A 23422-nucleotide genomic window follows, 5' to 3' on the forward strand; every position below is an offset into this window, starting at 1 on the left:
TTGCCCAAACACTCCGTGAAAGGAATTGGAATGAAACTAGATGTTCATGGATTAGGGGCTTCTAGCTTGAAGAGTTCTAGCTCTTTTCCGTAATACTGTTGAGTGCGTCCGAGGGGAGACATCCCTAGTCGTTGGGTGACCTGGATAGAGGCGGTGTTTTCGGGGTTGACGACAGCGTAGATGACGGGCAGTTTCAGCACGTTAAATCCGTAGTTCAGGACAGCCTGCCCTGCTTCAGTAGCGTATCCTTTGCCCCAGGCGGCTTTTTTAAGGTGCCAGCCGACTTCAATTTCTGAGGTGAGGTTTCCGTCGTTGTCGGGCAGTTGTTTGAGAATAACAGTTCCAAAGATTTCGCCAGTTTCTTTGTCGGCGATCGCCCAAAATCCAGTTCCATTGTTTAAAGCAGCAGTGCGGTCGGTTCTTTGTTGTAGCGATCGCCGCTGAGTTTCAACGTTCTCCTCTTTGCCGCCGCCAATAAAACGCATCACTTCAGGATCGCCATAAATCTCAAAAGCCTGCTCTGCGTCATCCTGGGGTATCCAATTCCGAATAACTAAACGCTCAGTCTCAGTCAAGATAGCCATTATTTCTTACTCCCAACCTTAATCCTCAACCCCTAATCTCCCTTAAGCCAGCAATTGAATAATCGCCTCAACCAACCGCTGAGGCTCAATCGGCTTTGCCAGGTGCAGTTGAAACCCTGCAGATATTGCCCGTTGCTGATCATATTCTGCGGCGTAGGCAGTGAGCGCGATCGCCGGAATATCTCCCCCTTGTTCAGGCGATCGCGCTCTGATTTGCTCGATCAACATGTATCCGTCCATTTCGGGCATTCCAATGTCACTTAACAGAATGTGAGGTTGAGCTTTGGGGGGGCACTGGTCTAGAATCTCCAGAGCGGACCCGGCAGAAGCAGCGGCGATCGCCGTTGCCCCTGCCTGCCTGAGCAGGAAAACCAGCACTTCTCGCGTGTCTGGCTCATCATCTACAATCAGCACTCGGATACCTGCCAGAGCAGCGGTGAAAGTTGGAAAATCAGGCTCTCCCTCCGAGTACGGGGTGGAATAGAGTCCTAGATTGGCTGGCGGGGTTGGTGCTGCACCTGAAGTTGCTTCGTCCTGCCACAACGGTAGTTTGACCTTGAAGGTAGCACCCTGTCCTTCTCCTGAGCTTTCGGCATGAACGGTGCCGCCGTGTAGCTCGACCAGATGACGCACGATCGCTAACCCTAATCCCAGCCCGCCAAATTTGCGTGTGGTAGCGCTATCAGCCTGACGGAAGTAGTCAAAGATGTAGGGGACAAACTCAGGGTTAATGCCAATGCCACTGTCGCTGACGGTGATTTGAGCGTATGGGTAGGCGATCGCTTCTTCCGATTGCACCCGTTCCAAGCAGATCTCTACTCTGCCGCTGTTAGGGGTGAATTTGACCGCATTAGACAGCAGATTCCAAACGATTTGCTGGAGTCGGGCCGGATTTCCTGAGACTTGAAAGTGTGAACTTTGCGGTGGTTCGGTCAGGACGGTGGGGTTGGGCTGAGTTGCCGGATTCGTTGGGGTGGCTGCATCCGTTTCGACTGCTTGTGACTGAATTTGGGCAGGGAGGGCGATCGCCTTAGCCTCTTGCTCAAAGCTTGTATCCATCAGGTGAAAGCTAAGCTGGATAGATTTAGCTTCAGCAGACAGGCGCACCGTTTCGATTGCTGCTTCAACCACAGAGATCAGGTTGACCGGACAGAAATTGAGCTTGAGCTTTCCTTGCAAAATCCGCGATACATCCAGCAAATCTTCGATCAGTTGGGTTTGCAGTTTGGCATTGCGCTCAATTGTATCCAGGGCACGGGCAACGGTTTGAGCGTCAAGTTTGCGGTTTTTGAGTAGCTGAGTCCAGCCTAAAATCGGGTTGAGCGGCGTGCGTAATTCGTGGGAAAGCACAGCGAGAAATTCGTCTTTGACTCGGTTAGCTGATTCGGCGGCACTCCGAGCGGCTTGCTCGGCAGCATAAAGCTGAGCGCGGGCGATCGCTTGGGCACACTGCTGTCCCAGAGTCAGCATAAAGGCTCGATCTTCTTCGTTAAAAGACTTAGCCGCTCTAAAGCTTAAGCCCATTGCACCCAGTGTGCGTCCCTCAACATTCAGCGGAATACAGGTGAATGCTTGATTGCCAGTTGTGGCGATCGCATCAGCAAGGTGAGGATAGTCTGCCAGCAATGCCTCTGCGTTTTCCAGAAAAATGGCTTCTCCCGTTCGCACCGTTTTTGCCAGGGGCGTGGGGGCTGTTACGGAAAAGCTTTGCCAGGGCTGCACGACCTCTGACGGATAGCCGATCGCATTCACCACCCGAATCGACAATCCCTGATCTACCAATAGCGCCACCGATCCAGCAGTGGCTCCCAGGGCAGCAATTCCCTGATTCATTACAACATCAGCGACTTGGTGAGGGGTTAGTGCTTCTGAAAGCGCCGCCGTAATTTTTTGCAGTCGAGCGGTGCGATTAGCCGTTTGTTCGGTAGCCTGCTGAGTTTCCTGGGTAGCGCGATATAGTCTGGCATTGTCGATCGCTAGTGCTGCTCGACGGGCTAAATCTTCTGCCAGAGACAGGTCGTCCATACTATAGCATCGCTCTGATGCGGCTATAGCGAGTGAGAGGGTTCCTAAAATTTGCTGACGGGCAATCAGCGGCACAATCATTACAGACTTAAGGGACAACGATTCGATTATTTGCAGATGCTCAGCGTTATGGCTTAACTGTTTTATCAGCGCATCAGGGATTTTGGCTAACAGAACAGACTCACCTGTTTTTAAGACCTGGGCGATCGGATTTTTCCCTTGTGGGTCGGGGGGATAGTGCTGAAGTTGCTGTGCCCATACTGCCTTTGTTGGGTCTGCATGAGCAATAGGCAGGCGAGAAATTGTGCCGTCAAGGTTGAGCAGGTCTACCGTGCACCAGTCTGCCATCTCTGGAACGGCAATCTGGGCAACCCGCTGTAGCGTAGTTTGGTAGTCGAGAGAGGTGGACAGGTCAATGCTGGTTTCGGCAAGGTAGCGCAGGGTTTGCTCAATTCGCTTGCGCTCTGTCAGGTCTACGATAAACCCAATTCCTGTCTTGGAATCTTCTAGTCGAGCGCCTGCAACCAGGACAGACACGCGGCTCCCGTCTTTACGAATGTATTCTTTTTCGTAAGGAGCGCAGGCATCAGAGGAAAGGCTTTGACGTCCAGCCTGTTCGTCCAGATGGTGATATTCAGGTGGAGTAATGGCCTCAAGCTGGAGCTGTCCCGCCTGCAAGTCTGCTCGCGTGTAGCCAATCAAGTTTAAGAAGGCATCGTTGGCATCGAGGATGTTGCCCTGCAGGTCGCCAAAGTTAATGCCAATAATGTTGGATTCAAACAGCCGCCGAAAGCGAGATTCGCTGGCTCGAAGGGCATCTTCAGACTGTTTGCGATCGCTAATATCAGTCAGCATGGTTAACGTTCCAGCAAACTCACCGCGCTGATTCAAAATTGGGCTAGCCGAAACTAGCACCCATAGATCTGAGCCATCTTTGCGAAGAACGCGAAAGTCAAATTGCTCTTTGATTCCCTGCTTGCGGCGTGCGATGCGATATTCAGCCTCAACCCGTCCTGCCTGATCCATAAAATCAAACAAAGAGCGGTTTTGCATCTCTTCCAGGCTGTAGCCCAGCATTTCAGCTAACCGTTGATTAGCGTACTCGGTGCGTAAGTTGGCATCCAGTAACCAGATCCCTTCATAGGAGGTATCCAGGATTTGCCGATACTGATCCTCACTCGTTTGCAATTGGGCCAGAGCGGTTTTAGCTCTTTGCTTAGAATTTCGTAAATCGGCATTTAAGCTGCTGATCAGAAGTCCAACCAGCCCAAACGTGATTAGCTGAAAGCGGTCAGCCTGGTTGTCAACGACGAATGAATAGAGGGGTGGAATAAAGAAAAAGGCGATCGCCAGACAAGATAATATCGTTGCAGTCAGTCCACCCGTCAGCCCGCCAAACCAGGCACTCACCGTCACTGCCGCAAAAAACAAAATCAGAATTTTAGGCTGAATCAACGCTCCCAGCCAGATTGTGAGCACCAAAGCCAGCCCAACGGACAAAGCAGCTACGCCACAGCGCTGGAGTGGGGAACGGGTGACATTGAGCATAGTGACGAGTTGCCTAGTCCTCAAACTGTGGACGGGTGTAGCTTTGCTTACCTTAAGGGGGATGACAGGTTTTACACAGCGTTCCGAGGAAACATTTATCGATTTAACTCATAAGCACCCCTTCAGCCCGTAAGCCTGGTAACACGTTCGTTTAGCCGAGGTTTACCGAAGCGTCTCCAGGCACTGCCGCCGCGCAAAAATAGCTCCATCCAGCGGGTCGGTTTACCGTCGGAGCTTGACCATCCAGAGCTTCCTGGCGAAAAGGCTAACGTTCCTTCTGGTACTTTAAAGCTGCCATCTGAGTAAATTGCATCACTCACAACATCCCCAATCCGAATTACAACTTTTGTTTGGGGTTCCAAGTTAATGCTGTAATCGGGAATGGTGGTTTTGATGTTGCCGTAGCCGTCTACCCAAGCGATGCGATCGAGCGGAGCATCTGGCAACTGAGCAGGGTTGAGCGGCTCGCCCAACACGCTAAAGTCTTCCTGGGCGATCGCCGCTGCCGCTGGAGGAAACACATCTCGCGAGCGAAATTGCGACCCACCACGTGACACGTTTACTGTCTGCAACACCTTGGCGTGATTCTTGATGAAGGAGAGGGTATAGCCTGCATTCACTCCAACTACTTTTACGCCATTGGGCAACAATGCATAGGTTAACCCTTCTCCTTCGTTGTCTTGCCGCGCATCTGGGTCATCTTGACGTGGCGCACAGTTGTGATAGATCAGACGCTCAGCCGGTCCAGGATTGAGCCCCAGTTGGGCAATCCAAAACCCGGTAGACAGCGTGTTAAACGGAGGCACTGAAAGAGGATGAATTTGAGCTTGTGGTAGCGATTGGAGTAATCGCTGTGTCACTTCGGTAAAGGCCGGATCGCCCGTACCATAATCTGCAATTAAGCAGATAAACATACTCCTCTCCTTTTGTCTCAAGTGATAACAAGTTTACTTGGGCAGTACGAACATAGAACAGACATATCAGCCGGTTGCAGCGCCATGTTCTGGCTTGAGCACCGTAACACAAATTGCTGCGACTAAAAGAGAAATTAGCCCAAGCCAAATTCCAGTCGTAACAGACAGTGCTTCTGGCTTGCCAAAGAATATACTAAATGCACTGGCAGTGGCTGCGGCTCCACCAAAAAACAAGCCGATCGCTAACCCTGCGTGCCTCGGAGAAACAACCGACAACACTAGTGGGAATGTTCCGTTGGATACCAGACTGTAAGCAATTCCTAAGCCGATCGCCAGGATGATTGCCATAGGAGAACTGACAGTGAGGCTGAGCAACACCAGTAAGGCCGCGATCGCTCCCAATCCAACCAACATGGCTCTAGAATTGCCTATCCGAGCAGCAATTAAACCCGCTGGAATGGCAAAAGCGGCGATCGCCAGGAAAACCAAGCCAATGAAGAAGGGTGGATCGCTATCGGGCAGTTGTGCTTTGAGCACTTTAGGAAAAATTTCGATCGCCAGTCGAAACACCAACGTCACCGTTGCACCGATGCCAAAAATGAGTCCCAAAGAGAGCAGTGAAGGACGGATCGCGGCGGTATTTCTCAAGCCCGAGATTGCCATTGAAGGGGGGTTGAAAAACTTCAAACACCCTACCGTCACCAACAGCAGAATTGCTACAGCAATAAAGGTTGTCCCATAACCCAACTCACGCAGGGCTGCGCTTCCCAGTGGTGTTACGGCTCCGGCCAGCCCTGCTGCCAAGGTGAGTAAACTTGCTGCTTGAGACAGGCGCACCGTAGCAGCATAGTGTCTCAGCAGCGCCAAGGCTGGACTGCGAAGGATGCCAATGGCGATCGCCCATAAAATTAACAGCACGGGCACCAACCAGCGGATAGAACCATTGGGTTGAGTTGCTCCTATGTGGGTCACAAGTAAGGGAATGATCGCAAATAAAGCTGCGGTCAACGCAGCGCCAACCCAAATCAGTGGAAAGCGATTACGTTGACGTTGTTGAGTTTGATCAGAGAGCCGTCCCGCTAGGGGTTCTAGAGCGATCGCTAGCAAAGTTTCAATTAACAGCAGTTGCGGCGCAAAGGTAGGCGCAAACCCCAATTGCGTCACAAGCTCTGCTAAATGCACACGATACACAACCCAGCTTAAGGTAATTGAGCCATATACAGTAGCTAGTGCAGCCACAGGCAGCCACAAAACAACAGCTTGTGATTGAGCTAAAGAAAGTTGGTTCGCTTTCATAGTCTTGCACCATGTATTCCTCAAAGTATTTCTCAAAAAAGAGAGTGACGATCTATAAAAGGGTGCTACAAGTTGACCACACCTTATCACCGATTCATTGCTGTAAATATTACCTTTTACATTTTTCTGACCTAGTCGTTCAAAAAGCATCTGACCTTTTCTGACTTTCTCATGCTGATCAAATCAAAAAGGTGCCCTAACTTGTATTCATGGGTTAAACAAACCCGATGAACAAGCCTTCCACAGAGAGAACCTTCAAACAACATGGCAAATTACTCAGAAAAGTTTCTGAAACGAATTCGCTAACTAAGGTTTGATTCTCTAATCTGCAAACGGTTTAGTCGAGAAATACCTTCAAATCCTATTTGTTTCTCTCACTCTCATCGTTAGCAGATATCTAAACGCTCTTTCCCCCAACGAAAGACCTGCAATCTCAGGGCAACTGTTGCCCACAGACTGACTTGCTTTCCTAACCCGACTAAATGTGAAAAGGAGAAACCGACATGACTATTAAAGGCACCAACAACGGCGAAACTATTATTGGAACTGATCTAGCTGATGTAATTTTGGCGTACGGTGGCAACGATACTGTTTATGCCAAAGGAGGCAATGATATCGTCAGAGGTGGCAAAGGAAACGACAAGATTTACGGTGGAGACGGCAAAGATGCCCTCTACGGAGAGTACGGAAATGATGTTGTCGTAGGCAATCGCGGTGACGACAAAATGTATGGTCAAGCAGGCAACGATGTTCTCGTTTGGAACAATGGCGACGGCAGCGACCTGATGAACGGTGGCATTGGTTATGACGTGATTCAGGTGAATGGCGCACGTGATCAGGGAGATGAGTTCACCCTAAAAGCACAAGGTGGCAAAGCCATCTTTGACCGAGTTAATTTAGTTCCGTTCACACTCACTGTTGACGAAGCGGAAGCCTTCCATATCAATGGTTTAGGTGGTAATGACAGCTTGGATGTCGATAGCCTCACAGGTACTGATGTCAAACTGGTGAAATTTTCTGGAGGTGACGGCTATGATAAGTTAGATGCAAGTGATTCCGAAACCAAAGTCATCGCCTATGGGGATGCAGGTAATGATTTGCTGATTGGTAGCGGTGTTCATGACTACCTCTATGGGGGCAAAGGTCACGACGTAGTAGTGGGCGATCGCGGCAATGATAGAATGTATGGTCAGCAAGGCAACGACCGTCTTGTCTGGAACAATGGTGACGGTAGCGACCTGATGGACGGTGGAGTTGGCTACGATGTAATCGAAGTCAACGGCGCACGCCAGCAGGGAGATGAGTTCACCCTGAAAGCAGAAGGCGGCAAAGCCATCTTTGACCGAATTAACTTAGTCCCTTTCACACTCACCGTTGATAATGCTGAAGCCTTCAAAGTGAGTGGATTGGGCGGCGATGACAGCTTCGTTGTCGATGACCTCACAGGCACTGATGTAAGATCGGTAAGATTCTATGGGGGAGAAGGCAACGATACTTTTGACGGCAAGAATACCAAAACTCCGCTCACTCTTTACGGTGATGCAGGTGATGATACCCTGACTGGCGGCAAATACCACGACACCATCAAAGGTGGAGATGGCAAAGACTGGCTCACAGGAGGCGGTGGTGCTGACAAATTTGTCTACGACAATCCCTTCCAAGGAATTGACACCATCACTGACTTCGTAGCGGGCAAAGATACCATCGTTGTCTCTGCTGCGGGCTTCCGGGGTGGTCTAGTCGCCAACACGGTGCTTGCTGCGTCTCAGTTTACGCTAGGTTCGTCTGCTGGAGATGCTAGCGATCGCTTCATCTACAACAACACCACAGGTGCTCTGTACTGGGATCTGGATGGTACAGGAGCTGTCGGACAGATTAAACTCGCAACGCTGTCTGGCAAACCTGCTCTCAACTACACTGACATCTCTGTTGTAGCCTAAAGCGCAGACTAACTAATCACATTATCCTCTTGTGTAGGGGCTTGGCGATGCCAAGCCCCTATTTCTGTAAGTCAGATCTATATGTAGTCTTAACCTACACATCGTAGAAAGTAATTAACATAACTTTGAAGGAAACTTGTGTAAGTGAAGACTATTCTCAATAAGTAAGGTTTAGAATAGCTCAGACAAGTTTGCTGAGCCGTTGGTGTATATGAGGAAATAAAGAATGAGTAACCAAAATCTTCGAAATTTGTTGATTGGCGCAGGAGTTGTAGCAGTGGGTGCGATCGGCACTAAAGTTGCTACCGACTATCTGAGAAATCGGGGTAAGGAAGAAACACGAGATGAAAAAGAGGGTGACGTTGAAGCACAGTCTCCCCAGGAAGTGAGTTATGTCAATGTAGAGCAAAATTCAGTCCAGCAATTTCTAGATGCTAGCTTTGGCAAAGCTGGACGCTATGTACCAACCCGTCCTCCCAAAGTGTTTGATTACCAAAACAAACAATATATGGTGATTTGGGCACATGACAACGAGCAAAACAAAGACCAGATGCTAGCGTTCGTCTATACGGGCAAAGGGCGCGAAATGATCGCCAGTGTAGGATATACCTCTAGCAAGACGGACTATAACCTGGAGCTAGACGGGACTCCATTTGCGATTGAGGTAAATAACAACCAAATTAAATCTGGCAAGGGTGAAACCGGCGGCACCAATGAGGTTGACCTGGTTTTAGCAGCCTAAATTTTTAGCATCCTACTCCTTTCTTACCAAAAGATTAGGGATGTATCCCGCAACGCGGGATACATCCCTAATCTTTTGGTACATAGTCTTTGGACGGGAAGGGAGTAACTACTTGTGGGATGAGCAAACGTTGCTTTGCCCATCCTACCTTTGGGCTCATTTAATAGCCAGAAAAATGATGAGTGACGGGTTCAAGCAACTGGTGCAAGTTCAACAGAAACAGGGGGGGGTGACCTTGAATCGACGTGACGAGAGCATGGACACAGCGAATTCCACCCTCGGCAAAGTGATTGGGAGGCAAGGGCGAAAAGGCTGACTGAGGCACTCGGCGTAGGCTAGGCTGTGAGTTTAAGAGAAGTCCTATAGGCTCTCCATGAAAGCTATCCACAATGACTAAATAGCGTTGCTGATTAACAAACTGAATTTGAGTAGTGGTGTGGTTAGGAGCAAGTGGTTCGTCGGGATTAGCTGCTTTGGCGATCGCCTCCCCAAAAATTCGCCGCCCTATATCTAACACCACCAGTTCTTCTTCTTGATAGAAAGCAACACTAGCCCCTGTGTTAAACAGCGAATCGTGTAACTTATCCAACAGAATGACTTTTTGAGCCACCAGAATAGGCAGCGCAAACCACTCATGATGAATCCGAAAGGCAATGAGCTGTTGGCTAGGCTCAACCTTGCGGCTGGCGCGGCGGTAAGCGAACGACGAAGGGAGTGCCATAGAGAAGGCGAAATGAGGAATGAAGGATGAGGAATGAGGGATGAACGATTTGTAGAGTGGACAGCGCCCACCATGTTGAGTTTCACCGTGATTAATTCACCGTCATTTCATCGCCTCCTTGCCCGTTTAGCTAACTGCTCTGAAAGGTATCTGTCAGGTCAATGTTGGCTTCTTTGTTGCATTAGCGTTGAGCCGTTGGGGTGTTGATCAGTTGTTCTAAGGTCCGCAGTAGGGCTTGTTCGTTATAAGGCTTGGAGAAGTATGCCGTTGCGCCTAAACTCATCGCAAGCTGGCGATGTTTGTCGCCACTGCGGGAGGTGAGCATGGCAATGGGGATGCGATCGCACGCCGGATTCGCCTTCACCTTCGCCAAAAATCCATAGCCATCTAACCGAGGCATTTCAATGTCACAAATCACTGCCTGCACCTGGAGTCCAGCCGCCAGTTTTTCCAGAGCATCCTGACCATCTTTGGCTTGCTCAACCCGATATCCGGCTTTCTCTAAAGTCAGCGCCAGGAAGCGGCGAACGTTAATCGAGTCATCCACAATCAGGATGGTTGGCTTAGAGGGTGGCATAGAGGGCGCAGTCGGAATCGGCAGCGCAGGTTCTGTCAGGGCTGCATAGTTAGACGAAAGCGCAGAAACAGGGTAAGCCGGGCGTTGCGCCGCAGGATAAGACGGCTGAGCCGGAGCCGAGATCGGAGCAGGCGACTGAACGGGCTGGACAGGAGCCGCCGGAAGTTGAGAAGGCGGGTAAGCAGGTTGAGTCGGTGCAGCCGGAAGTTGAGAAGGGAAATGAGACGGCGTATAGGATTGAGGATACGCCGAGGGATAGGAAGGCTGCGACGTAAACAGATTGGGGGAAGAGGGAGGTACAGGCTGCTGAAAAGTGGGTTCTGCCACCGGCACAATGCTAGAGCGCTCGTAGCTGGTAATCCAGTGCAACAGTTCTGGAATGTTAACCAGGGGAACGACACGACCATCGCCCAAAATCGTACAGTTGGTGAAGCCACTGGGCATGGGCAGATTCCCCTCAACCTGCCGAATCGCAACTTCCTGTTCACCCCAACAGCGGTCTACTTGGATGCCAATAATTTGGCTTCCCTGGCTGACCATGAGAATGGTGGGCGAGTTGATGGTTGGGGGCGCTTCCAGCCGACTGATTTGACGGGGACAGCGAAACTCTAGCCAGCGGAACAGGCGAATCAGTTGCACCATGCTGCCTTGCCACTCAAAGGCTTCACTGCCTGCGGCGGAAATCACTTGCTCAGACTGAAGTGCCAGCATTTCCTCCACCGCATCTGTGGGGAATGCCAGCAGCATACCGTTGCTCTCGGCTAACAGCACTCGTGCCACTGAGAGCGTGAATGGAACGGAGAGTGTAAAGGTGGTACCAACGTTTGCCTGCGTATTGACGGTGATTTCGCCGCGCACCTGCTTCAGGTTGTCGCGTACTACATCCATGCCAACGCCGCGACCAGAGAGCGCTGTAACGCGATCGGTGGTGCTAAAGCCCGGTTCAAAGATGAGAGAGAGCAGTTCTTCGTCGCTGGCTGCCGCTAGCAGCATTGGGTCTAGCCCCATTTGACGGGCACGAGCCCGAATCTTATCGAGCGGAATGCCACCACCATCGTCGCTAATCGTGATGATGGTGCGGTTGCTGCGGTGAGCGGCAGTAATTTCGATGATGCCCTGCTCTGATTTGCCGTGTCGTTTGCGAGTTTCAGGATCTTCGATGCCGTGATCAAAGGCATTTCGCAACAGGTGCATGAGCGGATCGTTGAGCGCTTCAAGAATGTTGCGATCGATCAGAGTGCTGCTACCCTGCAGTTTTAGCTCAACCTGTTTGCCGTACTGGAGTGAGAGTTCGCGCAAGGCTCTGGGGAAGCGATCGACTACATCTGAAAGCGGCCGCATCCGCACTTGCGTCAGGCTAGTCTGAAGTTGACGGGAAGTTTTGTTGAGTTCGCGGGTGGTCTGTTCGGTGTCTTCTAGCCCTAGCTCAATGTCGCTGGTGACTTCCTGAATCTGGACGATGGTTTCCATCACTTCCTGAGACAGCAGGTGCAGGTCGCTGTAGCGATCCATTTCCAGTACGTCAAAGTTGCTATTAATGTCTGAGGAATCGGTGCTTTCATGGCGATCGCCCTCTTCCCTAAAACTACCGTCACCGCTATTTGACAAACCGCTATTTGACAAGTAGTTATCCAGATCACTGTAGCCATTCTGTTTAGCCCAACTGTTGGCTCCGACCAGTGACGGCGCGGCTTCAGAGGCGATCGCCTGCGTTGCAACCTTATCGTAAGCCGTCCGCAGTTGAGCATTTGACTGCTCCAAAACCTGTACTCGATGGCTGAGCGTTCGCACCAAAGCCCGCATCCGCTTCATATGCATATCCAGACCATTCCGTTCGATGGTCAGTTCGCCAAACAGGTCATTCAGTTGATTTAACTGCTTGAGCGGCACCCGCACCGTGTTTTCCTGGCTTTCTCGAATGGGGGGTGGCGTGGTGTCTGCCTTTGCCTCCAGCGCTCGAAAATTCATCGGCCGTGCTTCTGGCTCTGATGCGGTCGGACGAGGTCGAACGACTTGAGTCTTAGGCTCGACAACAGATTCAGCAGAGCGGGGCTGACGCAGGGGGGGACGGGAACTCGGAGACTGGGACTGGATTGGTTGCGGTTGAGTGATTTGGGGCTGAACAGGCTGCGTCCGAACAGGCTCCAGTCGAGTAGGCTGCGTTCGAGTAGGCTGCGTTGTGAACTGAGTTGAATCAGATTGAGGTTGACTAAATTGCGCTTGTTCAACTCTCGGCTGTACGGGTTGAACCTCTGGTGAGGACTGGGTGGGACGATTAGGCTGAATGGGCTGGGTAGGCTGAGTGGGCTGGGTAGGTTGAATAGATTGAGCCTGATCCAACTGCGACGGAATGGACTCTGTCTGCATAAACGGCAGTTGAACGCTTTCATCTGCCGCCGTTAGGCCATTTCCTGCATTGTTAAATGCTTCTTCAAAAGAGGATTGGTCAAAATCAGCCTGCTCAAAACTCTGGTCAAAGGCAGCCTGGTCTGCGATCGCTTGATTAAAGGCAGCAAAATCAGCCTGCTCAAAACCAGCTTGGTCAAAATCAGCCTGAGCAAAACTCTGGTCAAAATCAGCTTGGTCAAAATCAGCCTGGTCGAAATCGGTTTGAGCAAAACCAGCTTGGTCAAAATCAGTTTGAGCAAAATCAGCTTGGTCAAAATCAGTTTGAGCAAAATCAGCTTGTTCAGAATCAGCTTGTTCAGAATCAGCCTGGTCAAAATCAGTCTGAGCAAAACCAGCCTGGTCAAAATCAACTTGGACAGAATCAGTTTGAGCAAAACCAGCTTGGTCAAAATCAGTTTGAGCAAAACTAGCTTGGTCAAAATCGGTTTGAGCAAAATCAGCCTGGTCGAAATCAGCCTGAGCAAAATCAGCCTGCTCAACTTGCTCAACCTCAACCTCAACTTGCTTAACCTCGACTTGCTCGACCTCAACTGGGTAGAAATCTTCCTGTTCAAACCGGTCGAGATCTGCTGTTGACTCTGGAGCAAACTGGTCAAAATCAGTTTGAGCAAAATTAGCCTGGGCAAACTGAGCAAAATCTGCGCGGTCGAACTCGGTCTGACTCAGTGAATTTTGCTCAAACGGGTCGCTGAATCCAGCAGTTTCTATCGGATCTGCAAAAGTAGATTCTGTTAAAGAATCCATCTCAGCTTCTAGTACTGCATCCGCTGCAAAATCTGAGAAAGTTTCTGTGAGAGATTCAGATTCAGCCTCATTCGGAAACTCAGCCGACAGTTGATCGACCCAGAGGGCTTCCATCTCCTCGGCGATGATGGGCTGAGCCGGGGCAGTGCCAACTTCGATGCCCGTTATCTGAATCGCTTCCGGTAGGCTATCCAGGTTACCCGTTAAGACGAGGGCCTGCGATCGCCGCCATGCCTGCAACGCTTGTCGGGCGATCGCCTCCGTTTGATCAGGAGCCGCTTCTAGATAACCTGCCACCGATTCACACAGTTTGGTGAAGGACGCAAGCTGAAGCATTTCGCCCAGCCCGCCCAGCTCTTGCGCCAAAATCGCGATCTCTTCGTATAGGCATGGCATTTCTGGGTCTGCCAGCACCGACTCCAGCCGCTGCAAACAACCTTCTACCTCGGTCTGGAAGAACAGCGGAATAATGTCCTGACCTTCTTCGGGTGACAGCACAGAGGTTGCATCCTCTGCCTGGGGATCACCCAATCGTTCATACAGTTGGTCGAAGATGGGGTTGGCGTGATAGTCCAGCCAGCGAGAATCGAGGGAAACATTGTGGCGATCGCAGCCAATTACATGCCGCAAACAGTCCACCGCAGAGAGCAGCAAGCCCTCCAGTTCGCCGTCAATTTCCAGCGAAGCCTTCTGCGTTTTCAGTACCTTAAACGAGTCTTCTAGCCGATGGGCCAGATGGCTCAGGGCATGAAACCCCATCATTCCCGCGCCGCCTTTAATCGAGTGAGCCGCCCGCAGCGCAGCATTGATCTTGCCTGTATCAATGCGACCGTTTGCTAGCCCCAGTAAGGCATCTTCCAGCGTACCCAGATACTCCAACGCTTCGTCGAGAAACTGGAGCTGAATTTCGAGTTCCTTGTCTTTTGACATTACTAAGCCTCAGAGCCGACTTTGAAGGTACCAACGGACGCTTGTAACTCTTTGGCAACTTCCACCGTTTGCCGCAGAGAGCCAGAAACCTGGCGAGACGAGACAGAGGTGCGCTTGGACACCAGTGCAATTTCTTGCATCAATTCTTTGACCGATTGAGAAGTTTGCACCTGAGATACCGTGGCGTGGGAGATAGACTGCACCAGTTGGTCAATCTGGTGAGACACTTCTAGGATTTGTCCCAGACTTTGCTTGGCATCTTCGACCAGGCGCGTGCCTTCGACCACCTGAGTGGTACCTAGCTCCATTGCTTCAACCACCTGGCTGGTTTCACGCTGAATGTTTTCCACGATTTGCTCAATCTCCTGGGTGGCAGCGGCAGAGCGGGCAGCCAGTTCGCCCACCTCTTCTGCAACCACTGCAAAGCCCTGTCCTTCTTCGCCAGCACGAGCGGCTTCAATTCCGGCGTTGATGGCGAGCAGGTTGGTTTGCAGTGCAATCTGGTTAATCAGCGACACCACTTTGGAGATTTGTTGAGATGATTCACCCAGACGCTTCACCTTTTTGGCAGTTTCGCCGACTGTTTCACGCAAACTGAGGATGTTTTGCACGGTCAAGTCCATTGCTATGCCACCCTGCTCAGCACTCATCGAGGCCATTCGAGCGACCGTTTCTGCCTGCTTCGCGTTGCTTGCCACCGCCTGAATCGAAATCGTCATTTCCTCAACTGAGTCGAGCGTGCGCGTCGTTTCATCGGCTTGCCGCAGAGCTTCATCGGCTAGTTGGCGAATTGCGCCTTCGTTGTCGCCCAGGGCAGCGTTAACCTGCAAAGCAGAGTGTTTCACCTTGGTTACGATTTGCCGCAGGCTCTCCACGATGGAGTTGAAGAAGTCTGCAACCGTACCGATTTCTCCGGCGGTTACGTCTGCCCGCACGGTCAGGTCTCCTCTGGATGCGCCTTCTACGTCAGTGAGCAAATCAACCAACTGCCGCTGAATTTCTTCTTTTTGCTGACGCCGTTCTTCTGAAAGAGCTTCAGCCGCGATTCGAGCCTGTTCCTTTTGCTCAAACAGTTTGGCTTGCTCCAGAGCGAACCCAAGCTGGACGGCAACTTGATAAACAAAGTCAATGTCAATCTGCTGCCATTCCCTTGGTCCAGAGCATTGGTGAACCACCAGCAATCCCCATAGATGGTCGTGGATCAGAATTGGGGCGACGACATTGGCTTTTACCTCAAAGGGTTCTAGCTGTCCGAGATAGCATTTGTCGAGGTTTGCTTCGTAAATGTTGTTGAGTGCTTGTACCCGTCCCCGCTTGTATTTCTCAATGTAGGACTGGGCAAAGCAGGGGTCGTTGATATTGGCATTGAGGGCAACAGGGAAGCCACGGGCGACTGATTCTGCAATGACTTTGCCTTTCCAGTTTTCGTCAAACAGGTAGACGATCGCACGATCGACTTCTAGAGCTTCGCGAGTGTTCTGTAGTAATACTCTGTAGATGTTTTCCGGCTCCAGAAACTCTCGCATTTGGGAGGTGATTTCGTTGAGCTGTTTGGCGCGAGCAGCGACGGTCGCTTGCTGTCTCAGCAGTTGTGCCTGATCAAGCGCAAAGCCAATCTGAATAGCAACCTGCCGCATGAAGGTGATATCGTTCTCTTTCCAATCGCGTGGACCAGAACATTGGTGGCTAATCAACAGACCCACTAGCTTTTTGTCGGTTAGAATCGGCGCAACCAGGTTTGCTTTTACGCCAAACGGCTCTAGCTGCTTTAGATAGCAGTCGGTGAGTCCGGCTTCGTAAATGTTGGGAGTGGCGTGAACTCGTCCTTTGACGTACTTACTGATGTAGCTTTCGGCAAAGCAAGGATCATCAATTTCTGCACCCAGGGCTACCGGGAAGCCGCGCCCGACGGATTCTGCAACGACTTTACCTTTCCACTTGTCGTCAAACAGATAAACGAGGGTGCGATCGCATCTCATCGCTTCCCGGACGCCGCTGACGGCAGTGCTGTAAATCTGCTCAAGCTGAAGTGTTTCTCGAATGCGTGAGGTAATTTCGTTAATTTGCATTGCTTGACGAACGGCGACCGTTTGCTGTTCAAGCAGAAACGCCTGGTCAAGCGCAAACCCAATCTGGGCGGAAAACTGAGAAAACAGATCGACTTCTGAATCTTGCCAAATGCGCGGGTTAGAACACTGGTGCCCGCACAGCAGAGCAAACAGCTTACCGTTTCGCATGATCGGCGCAACAATATTTGCCCTGACCTGGAGCTTTCGCAAGATCTCGCAGTGGCAGTCGGTCAATCCTGCTTCTTCAATGTTGTCTCTTGTCCAAATGCGTCCACTGTTAAAGCGATCGATGTCACCTTCGCCCAAGGGGTCATTGATAATTTGCCCCATTGCTTTGATCCAGCCAGAGACAATTGATTCTGCGATGACGGTGCCACTCTTCCAATCGGGGTTGAACTGGTAAATCACCACGCGGTCGGTTTTGATGGCTCGGCGCACCTCATCCACCGACATTTGCAGAACGTCGTTGGTGTTGAGCGACTGCCGAATTCTCAGGGTGACATCCTTGAGGATCTGTGCCCGCTCAGCCTCGGCTGCTTTTTGGGCTGCCAGAGTCATTCCTGTTAGCGCCAGCCCAACCTGAGCCGCCAGTTCTCGTAGGTAACCAATTTCAGACTGCTTCCAGACTCGCGTGCCAGAACACTGGTGCGCCACCAGCAGACCCAGCAGCCGTTCACCTGCTACGACTGGCACAACCAGGTTTGCTTTCACCTCTAGCCGCTGCAAAAGCTGCTTGTGGGCAGGGGAATAGTCGGTTGCCTGAAGGTCACTCGTGGGCACAAAACGACCGCGCCGATATTCCTCTAAAATCTGCTTGGGAATGCAGGGGTCGGTAATCTTGTCTTTGAGCGCACGCGGCCAACCCGGATCAACTGCCTCGGCAGCAATGATACCGCTGTAGTCTTGCTCGAAGGCATAAATCACCACCCGATCGACCGTCAGTTGCTTTTTCGCAGCCTGCACAGCCTGGTCAAACACGCGCTGGTTGTCGCCTCGGCTGGCAGCACTGGCCATATCAGTAAAGAATTGGGCCTGTTTAACCGCCTCAGCTTGCTTTTGCAGCAAACTTTTGACCTGCGTAATCAGGTGGTTAAAGCTGTGAGCCAGGCGACGGGCTTCAGCGGGGCCTTTTGCCTCGGCGTAGACGTTGAGATTTCCAGCGGCAACCTGCTCAGCCACCTGGGTAAGCTGATTCATCGTACCGGACAGCCGTCGCGCCAGATGAGTGGCGATCGCCGCTGCCACACCCCCCATAATTACAAACAGCGAGGCAAACAGCAGCACCCAGCCACGCCCAGAGCTATCGGTCGCGCTCTGGTCAACCGAGGCGACGGCGATCCAGTTGGTGCCAGGAATAGTAGCCAAGCTGTAGAGTCTGCCGTCTGCCACCGCGTTAGTCAGTAGGGTGCGATCGCCATTCTGATTTGCCACTGCCTCTACAACTAAAGTGCCGCCAGGAGATTGAGTGCTAGTTGCCTGAGAGCGGGCCACCAGATTTGCCACCTGCTGCTTAACCGCGTCTCCTCCCAGAACCTCCGCACCTTCGCTGCTGCCTTGGGCGGTGAGGGTGCTAAGGGCGATCGCATTGCCATCGACAGTGGTCGCAAGAATCTGTACCTGCTCAGAACCAGATAGCGCCGCATTGCCTAACGCTTGGAGTGCCCGATTGAAATAGCTGGCAGGCAAAACACCGCGCACGGTTCCCAGAAACTCACCCGTGTTGGGGTCAGCGATCGCTTGCGTCAACGCCACACTCGCTGTATTCGTTGAACTATCAAAACCCAACTCAATCACCGGGCTATCGCCATCCTTTGCTTGCTGCCACCAGCCCTCATCGCTCTGAACAAAATCAGAGGGCTTGCGATCATAAGCAATGTTAAAGCCGTAGCGCTCAGTCACCGAAAATTCGACAAACTGCCCCACCTGCGCGGCACGGCTGACATAATCATTCATGCCGCTGTCAAGCACCAGTTTTGTTGCGCCAAACCGCTGCTCTGCCTGCTCAACTGGCTCCTGAGTTAGCCCAATCAATTCCGCTTCCTGAGCCGCCGTGTTAGCAAAATCAATTACAGGCGGGTCAGTCGCCACAACCGTGGGAATTTTGAGCGCCTCTTGCAGCAAATCGTTTGCCGATTCACCCGCTGCCAATACCCGATCCTGTAAATCTCGCTCGACGACCTTTGCTGCTCGCTGGTTTGCAATGCTGTAGCCCATCAAACCCACCACACCCAGCGGCACCAACATACTAGGTAATACAGTGGTTAAAAGCTGCTGGTTTAGCGATGCACCGCGTGGCTTTTCAGGAACACTTTGGGATAAGGAATCTTCTGGAAGAATGGACTCATTCGCCTCATCCTCAACCAGAGTTGCCTCAGGAAAATCTGCGAATAAATTGGTTTGATCATCAGTGGGAGCGATCGCTTCCAGTGGATCTTGACCAGCCTGGTTTGCCTGACTTGCTGAATCATCCGAAAAGATAGCTGACAGGGGAGTAGTGATTTGGGAGGGGTTCAAATCACCATTACCATTGGAATGCGTCCGATTAGCCATAGCGTAGATCTTGGGTAGGTAAGTGGACAGAAGTGAATATCAATGGATCAGACTAAATACGGTTGGTGTCCTGGGGGTCAGGCAAAAGCCAACTCACTTGCTATCTGTCCACTCACTGGCAAGCGAGCTAGTCAACTCAAACAAGACAAAGGCAAAACCAATCGGGGGCAAAAGTTAAGAATGCAAAATTGACGATTGCACGATGGCTTCAGCGTTTAGCACCAGCGAGATTTCCTGCTGCTGCAAAACACATCCACGCAAATAGGGGAGCAAGCTAGATGGAGCCTGTCCCGGTGGAGGTTGGATAGATTCAGCGGTTAACCAGGCAATTCCTTCAATTTTTTGCACCCCCAAACCCAGCGGGATCGAACCCACCCGAATAATCACCAGGCTATATTGCCGCACACTCGTATCTAGCACAGGCAGTCCTAAAAGCTGCGCCAAGTCAATGACCCACATGACGCGACTGCGGCGATTCATTAACCCCAACATGCAGGCAGGCATATTAGGCATGGGTGTAAGGCGATGCACAGGTAGGATGAGCGCTTCCTGAACGTGTTTCATCGAAAACACCGCCGGAGTTTGTTGCCCCAGGCGGAACCTGAGGTAAGCATCTCCTACAGGCTTTTGTTGACGGCCTGGCTGTAAATTAGGCAGCGAATTGGGCGTTATCAGCGCCGAATTGGGCATATCAGCCTGCGATGGACTTGACGGCACGAATAAGTTGCTCTCGGGTAAACGGTTTGGTGACATAGGCGTCGGCTCCCTGCTTCATTCCCCAAAGTCGGTCGATTTCCTGATTCTTTGAGGTACAAATAATGATGGGTACTTGGGCTGTAACGGGATGTTTTTTGAGGCTGCGACATAGCTCAAAGCCACTCATTCCAGGCATCACCACATCGGTGATGATGATATCTGGTTTTTCTTCGATCGCTTTGTTGAGCGCCTCTTTTGCGCTGCCTGCATTGATGATGACGTAGCCGCTCTCCCGCAAATAGTGGCTCATCAACTCCATCTCAGATACGGTATCTTCGACGATCAAAATCGTGCCCATCAAAGTAATGCTCATCCTTGATTGTCCTCAAACCAATTAACAGCGATTGTGGTTGTGATCCGGATCGACTTGGACTTTATTTAGGGGGGCTAGGGGCTGGGGGCTGGGGGCTAGGGTTGGAAAGAGCCGTAGGATAGGTTAGCGCAGCGTAACCCATACAGCTCAGAGGTTTAGCTATTTGAAGCAACTCCAATAAATTGGATCAAACGCGGAATTGAAGACGCTGTTAAAGGGTGATTGAACAGTTAAAGTGGTTGCACTCAATCCTCTCCTCGCCCCTCTTGGGCAGGAGGAATCAGAGCTATCTCTACTGAAAGTCAAAGTCCCCTTTTTAAGGCGAATTTAGGAAATCTTGAAGGATAGCAACAGAAACAGGGAAACTTTTCAAACTTCCTGCCACTATCCCTTAAGTTGGGTTCCGCTATGCTTCACCCAACCTACAACTTCACCCAACCTGCGACTAGCTCCCTGCCCCTACCTGATCCCTAATTCGCAACTTCTAACCCTTAATCAGGTCAAATGCTTAAATACCATCTTCAGCAGATCTGACTGAGTGAAAGGCTTGGTTAAGTAGCCAGAAGCTCTTACAAGTCTGGCTTTTGCCCGGTCGATAAAGCCAGTGTTGCCCGTCACCATGATGATTGGCGTGTCTTTAAAGGATGAGTGGCGACGCAACAGTGAACACAACTCATACCCATCGAGGTTAGGCATTTCTACATCCAGCAAGATCAGGTCGGGTTTGCTCCGCACGATTTGCATGAGGGCTTTGACTGGATTGTTGATCATCAAAACCGAGAAACTTTTGTCATCCAAGAATGAGTTGATTGCATTTAAAACTGTTGGGCTGTCGTCAATGCAGGCAATTGTGTAAGTGGTTTTTGGAGCAGGCTGGGCAGGTTGAGTGGGAATGGATGCTGGAGGGTAAGCTGCATTGGGTTGAACGACAACAGACGGCTTTTGTGGGGTTTTGGGGCGATCGCCACCATTCCGATTGAGAAAATCGGGACGCACGACTGGAGAGGCAAAGGTTGAGCCTGACTGCCGTTTGCGCAACTGTTGCTGGCAATGCTCAACCAGTGAGCGTAGGTCGAGATGGCAGAAGATCGGAAACTCATTAAACCGTTGGCGATCGACTAATTCATAATTGCCTTCTTTAATCGCCAGAAAGGATTCCACAACTTCTTTAGCCAAGTCTTCGATCAACATGGCAGCTTGAGCCGTAGTGAGATACTGTTGCTCAACTAACCAGCAAACTGCTTGGTAATCACGGCTCTGAGTCGGCTGATGCTCCATTGCCGTTTCAAACAGCAGGCGCACCTGGACGCGAATCGCGCTAACTAAAGCCGGAACCTGAGCGCTGAGGCGACGCAAGTGGCGATCGAGCCGATCAAATGGATCGATCGAGTTAGAGGCATAAGTGAGTTTGCCATGCTCTAAATAGATTGACCATGAGGCAGAGTTAGTTGCCACTTGTAAGCAACCACTTGCTTGCCGGCTTGAAAGCTGTGCCAGTAAGCTCAGGGGATGCAACTTCTGAAAAGGTCTGTAGCTAGACATAGAAAGGGTGTTCATTGATTCCACTCTGCTTCAGTTCAAGGAGTAACGATTAGAGAATTTTGAGTTTTGCTGCGAAAACCACACTTAAAACCTGTTTGAATCTTGTGGGGAATCTCCAAAAAACGCTTTGGCTTTGGCGATCGCTGACCGAGTGAAGGCTAAGTTAAATGCTGCTTAAACCCCTGCCTTCAGTCGTCTAGCAACCCCTGAATGTCTCTGTGCAAGCTCCAATTATTGGCAAAAGAATTTTGTTGAATTTACATCAGAGATAACTTTGGCAACTGCGGAACTCAGAGTTTGCCCCGTTGGTGCTGACAAGTTCAATTTTGCTTCATTAGAAGTAGACTGCTTGCAACTAGGCTGCTGAGAATTCTGATTGAGCCGAAGAAGAACATGGGTCACCAAATCGCTAGCGACAAGTGACAAGTAATAAAAGATTCAGTCTTTGTTGGGTCACATCACAACAGTTTGAGAGGCAAATGCTTAAACCCTGTGCAGCTTTGAGCTGGATACTAAGTCCGTCTGGTAGAACTCAAAAGCGGCAGTGCATCCTCTGAAAACTGAAATACTTCGCTTAGTCCCAAAATAAAGATAGGCATCCTGTTTGTTGTACTCAATGCTATCAGGATCTCATTCAAAGTTGATAAAATACGGGTAAAGAGGCAAAAGCTGTATGTAAAGTTAAAGCAATTCCTATGTTTCTATCTGTATGTAGAAAATTCAGGAACTTTTTTATACAGTTAACTTAGTTTTTAAGTTGAGTTTAGCTAACTAGATCAGATTTTCCGCCCTAAAAGATTGGGTGGAGGGCGATCGCCTCTTTTATCGAAGAGTTGCAAGAAGCTAGAAAACTGAGTAGAAGCGTTTGCCCATACCATTTTTGCCGCTTCCTGGTGCTTTAGTTTATACATTTCTTGCTGAAACCAGAATACTAATTTCACGACCAAACTTAGCGCGAACTAAAAGAATGATTGGTTGACACCACCATTTTTTAAAGCTGCATCTGAACGTAAATGGAAGTCAAACTCAAACTTGAACGGGTTTACTTGATCTAATTTCCGCTAGCAGTAATAGCACGGCAGCGAAACTACTCAGACTTAAAACCTGACCGAAGAAATAGAGTTAAGTTTGCCAGCTCTTACTGACGATGGAGCGCACCTTGCTGCGGCTCAAGTATGGTGACAAATAGTCGGTTGCGAGTTCTTGCAGACAGCCGCTTGATGCGAAATAGCTGTGGGGCGATCGCGCTGACTGTAATTTATTGCAATAATAGGACCTATTTATGAGTGATCCAATGAACCGTAGAGAAGCCGCTACTCCTGGAGATCCGAGAGAGGCAGAGCCAGGACGTGGCGCTCCGGGCGACCAGTGGGCGGTTCAGACTGCCCAGGCTACTGATGTAAATGCGCCTGACGCGGAAATTCCTTCTAATGTAGATGTGGAAAAGAACATTCGCAACATTAAGGCAGAAGAAGAGCAAGAAGAAGGTTCAGATTTGCCAACCACGCACGGCTATGTGCTAGACGAGTCAGGACGACTCGACAATTTTGCGGTTGAGCCACCTATGTACGTAGAAGGACAGGACAAATAGTAGTGAGGGAATAGAAGTAATAGATTATTTCTATTCCCTCTGTTCCTTTATCCATCCCCTACCTTTTATGGATGTCAAATGCTTTTCTCTCAACAATAGTTGGAGTAAGCATATGAATAAAAAGTTTCTTTCACGAGTGGACGATTAGCAGGAAAAGTGACGAGCATTACC

The 23422-nt window shown here is 50.5% G+C and carries 14 protein-coding genes; 3 read left to right on the forward strand and 11 right to left on the reverse strand.

What is annotated here, in order from left to right:
* Positions 1-44: 44 nt before the first annotated feature.
* The 4 genes from H6G00_RS02565 to H6G00_RS02580 all read right to left on the reverse strand — a co-directional run bounded on the left by H6G00_RS02565 (position 45) and on the right by H6G00_RS02580 (position 6367).
* Positions 45-584, reverse strand: a complete 540-nt coding sequence (locus tag H6G00_RS02565; protein ID WP_190795508.1) for a GNAT family N-acetyltransferase — start codon at positions 582-584, stop codon at positions 45-47.
* Positions 585-626: 42 nt separating this feature from the next.
* Positions 627-4157, reverse strand: a complete 3531-nt coding sequence (locus tag H6G00_RS02570) for a PAS domain S-box protein (RefSeq protein WP_190795509.1) — start codon at positions 4155-4157, stop codon at positions 627-629.
* 122 nt (positions 4158-4279) lie between these two features.
* Complete coding sequence (locus H6G00_RS02575; RefSeq protein ID WP_190795510.1) at positions 4280-5071, reverse strand: SAM-dependent chlorinase/fluorinase; 792 nt, start codon at positions 5069-5071, stop codon at positions 4280-4282.
* A gap of 66 nt (positions 5072-5137) precedes the next feature.
* A complete protein-coding gene (locus H6G00_RS02580; RefSeq protein ID WP_190795511.1) occupies positions 5138-6367 on the reverse strand; it encodes a PucC family protein in 1230 nt (409 codons plus the stop codon).
* A 503-nt stretch (positions 6368-6870) separates the two neighbouring features.
* Between H6G00_RS02580 and H6G00_RS02585 the strand changes: the two genes are divergently transcribed.
* Together H6G00_RS02585 and H6G00_RS02590 are read left to right on the forward strand one after the other, a co-directional pair.
* Positions 6871-8307 carry a calcium-binding protein gene (locus H6G00_RS02585; protein WP_190795512.1) on the forward strand — a complete coding sequence of 479 codons (1437 nt, stop codon included), beginning with the start codon at positions 6871-6873 and terminating at the stop codon, positions 8305-8307.
* 226 nt (positions 8308-8533) lie between these two features.
* The gene (locus H6G00_RS02590; protein ID WP_190795513.1) at positions 8534-9049 is read left to right on the forward strand and encodes a hypothetical protein; all 516 of its coding nucleotides are present in this window, start codon (positions 8534-8536) and stop codon (positions 9047-9049) included.
* Between the two features lie 160 nt (positions 9050-9209).
* Here the strand turns inward: H6G00_RS02590 and H6G00_RS02595 are convergent, their stop codons facing one another.
* From H6G00_RS02595 to H6G00_RS02645, 7 genes are all read right to left on the reverse strand, one after another.
* Complete coding sequence (locus tag H6G00_RS02595; protein WP_190795514.1) at positions 9210-9770, reverse strand: chemotaxis protein CheW; 561 nt, start codon at positions 9768-9770, stop codon at positions 9210-9212.
* Positions 9771-9951: 181 nt separating this feature from the next.
* Positions 9952-14430, reverse strand: coding sequence for a response regulator (locus H6G00_RS35100; RefSeq protein ID WP_242042087.1), 4479 nt, complete (start codon positions 14428-14430; stop codon positions 9952-9954).
* A gap of 2 nt (positions 14431-14432) precedes the next feature.
* Positions 14433-19049, reverse strand: coding sequence for a GAF domain-containing protein (locus H6G00_RS02625; RefSeq protein ID WP_190795515.1), 4617 nt, complete (start codon positions 19047-19049; stop codon positions 14433-14435).
* Between the two features lie 174 nt (positions 19050-19223).
* A complete protein-coding gene (locus tag H6G00_RS02630; RefSeq protein ID WP_242042088.1) occupies positions 19224-19802 on the reverse strand; it encodes a chemotaxis protein CheW in 579 nt (192 codons plus the stop codon).
* Positions 19741-20118: a response regulator gene (locus H6G00_RS02635; protein ID WP_190642442.1), complete on the reverse strand. Its 378-nt coding sequence runs from the start codon at positions 20116-20118 to the stop codon at positions 19741-19743. The genes H6G00_RS02630 and H6G00_RS02635 overlap by 62 nt, the downstream gene beginning before the upstream one ends.
* Positions 20119-20613: 495 nt before the next feature.
* A complete protein-coding gene (locus H6G00_RS02640; protein WP_190642443.1) occupies positions 20614-21675 on the reverse strand; it encodes a response regulator in 1062 nt (353 codons plus the stop codon).
* A 761-nt stretch (positions 21676-22436) separates the two neighbouring features.
* Positions 22437-22601 (reverse strand): hypothetical protein, encoded by a 165-nt coding sequence (locus H6G00_RS02645; protein ID WP_190642444.1) that lies wholly within the window; start codon positions 22599-22601, stop codon positions 22437-22439.
* A 341-nt stretch (positions 22602-22942) separates the two neighbouring features.
* On the opposite strand from H6G00_RS02645, the gene H6G00_RS02650 reads away from it, so the two are divergent.
* The gene (locus tag H6G00_RS02650; RefSeq protein ID WP_199318273.1) at positions 22943-23251 is read left to right on the forward strand and encodes a hypothetical protein; all 309 of its coding nucleotides are present in this window, start codon (positions 22943-22945) and stop codon (positions 23249-23251) included.
* Positions 23252-23422 lie beyond the last annotated feature (171 nt).

The organism is Leptolyngbya sp. FACHB-541 (assembly GCF_014695875.1).
Classification (GTDB): domain Bacteria; phylum Cyanobacteriota; class Cyanobacteriia; order Elainellales; family Elainellaceae; genus JAAUTN01.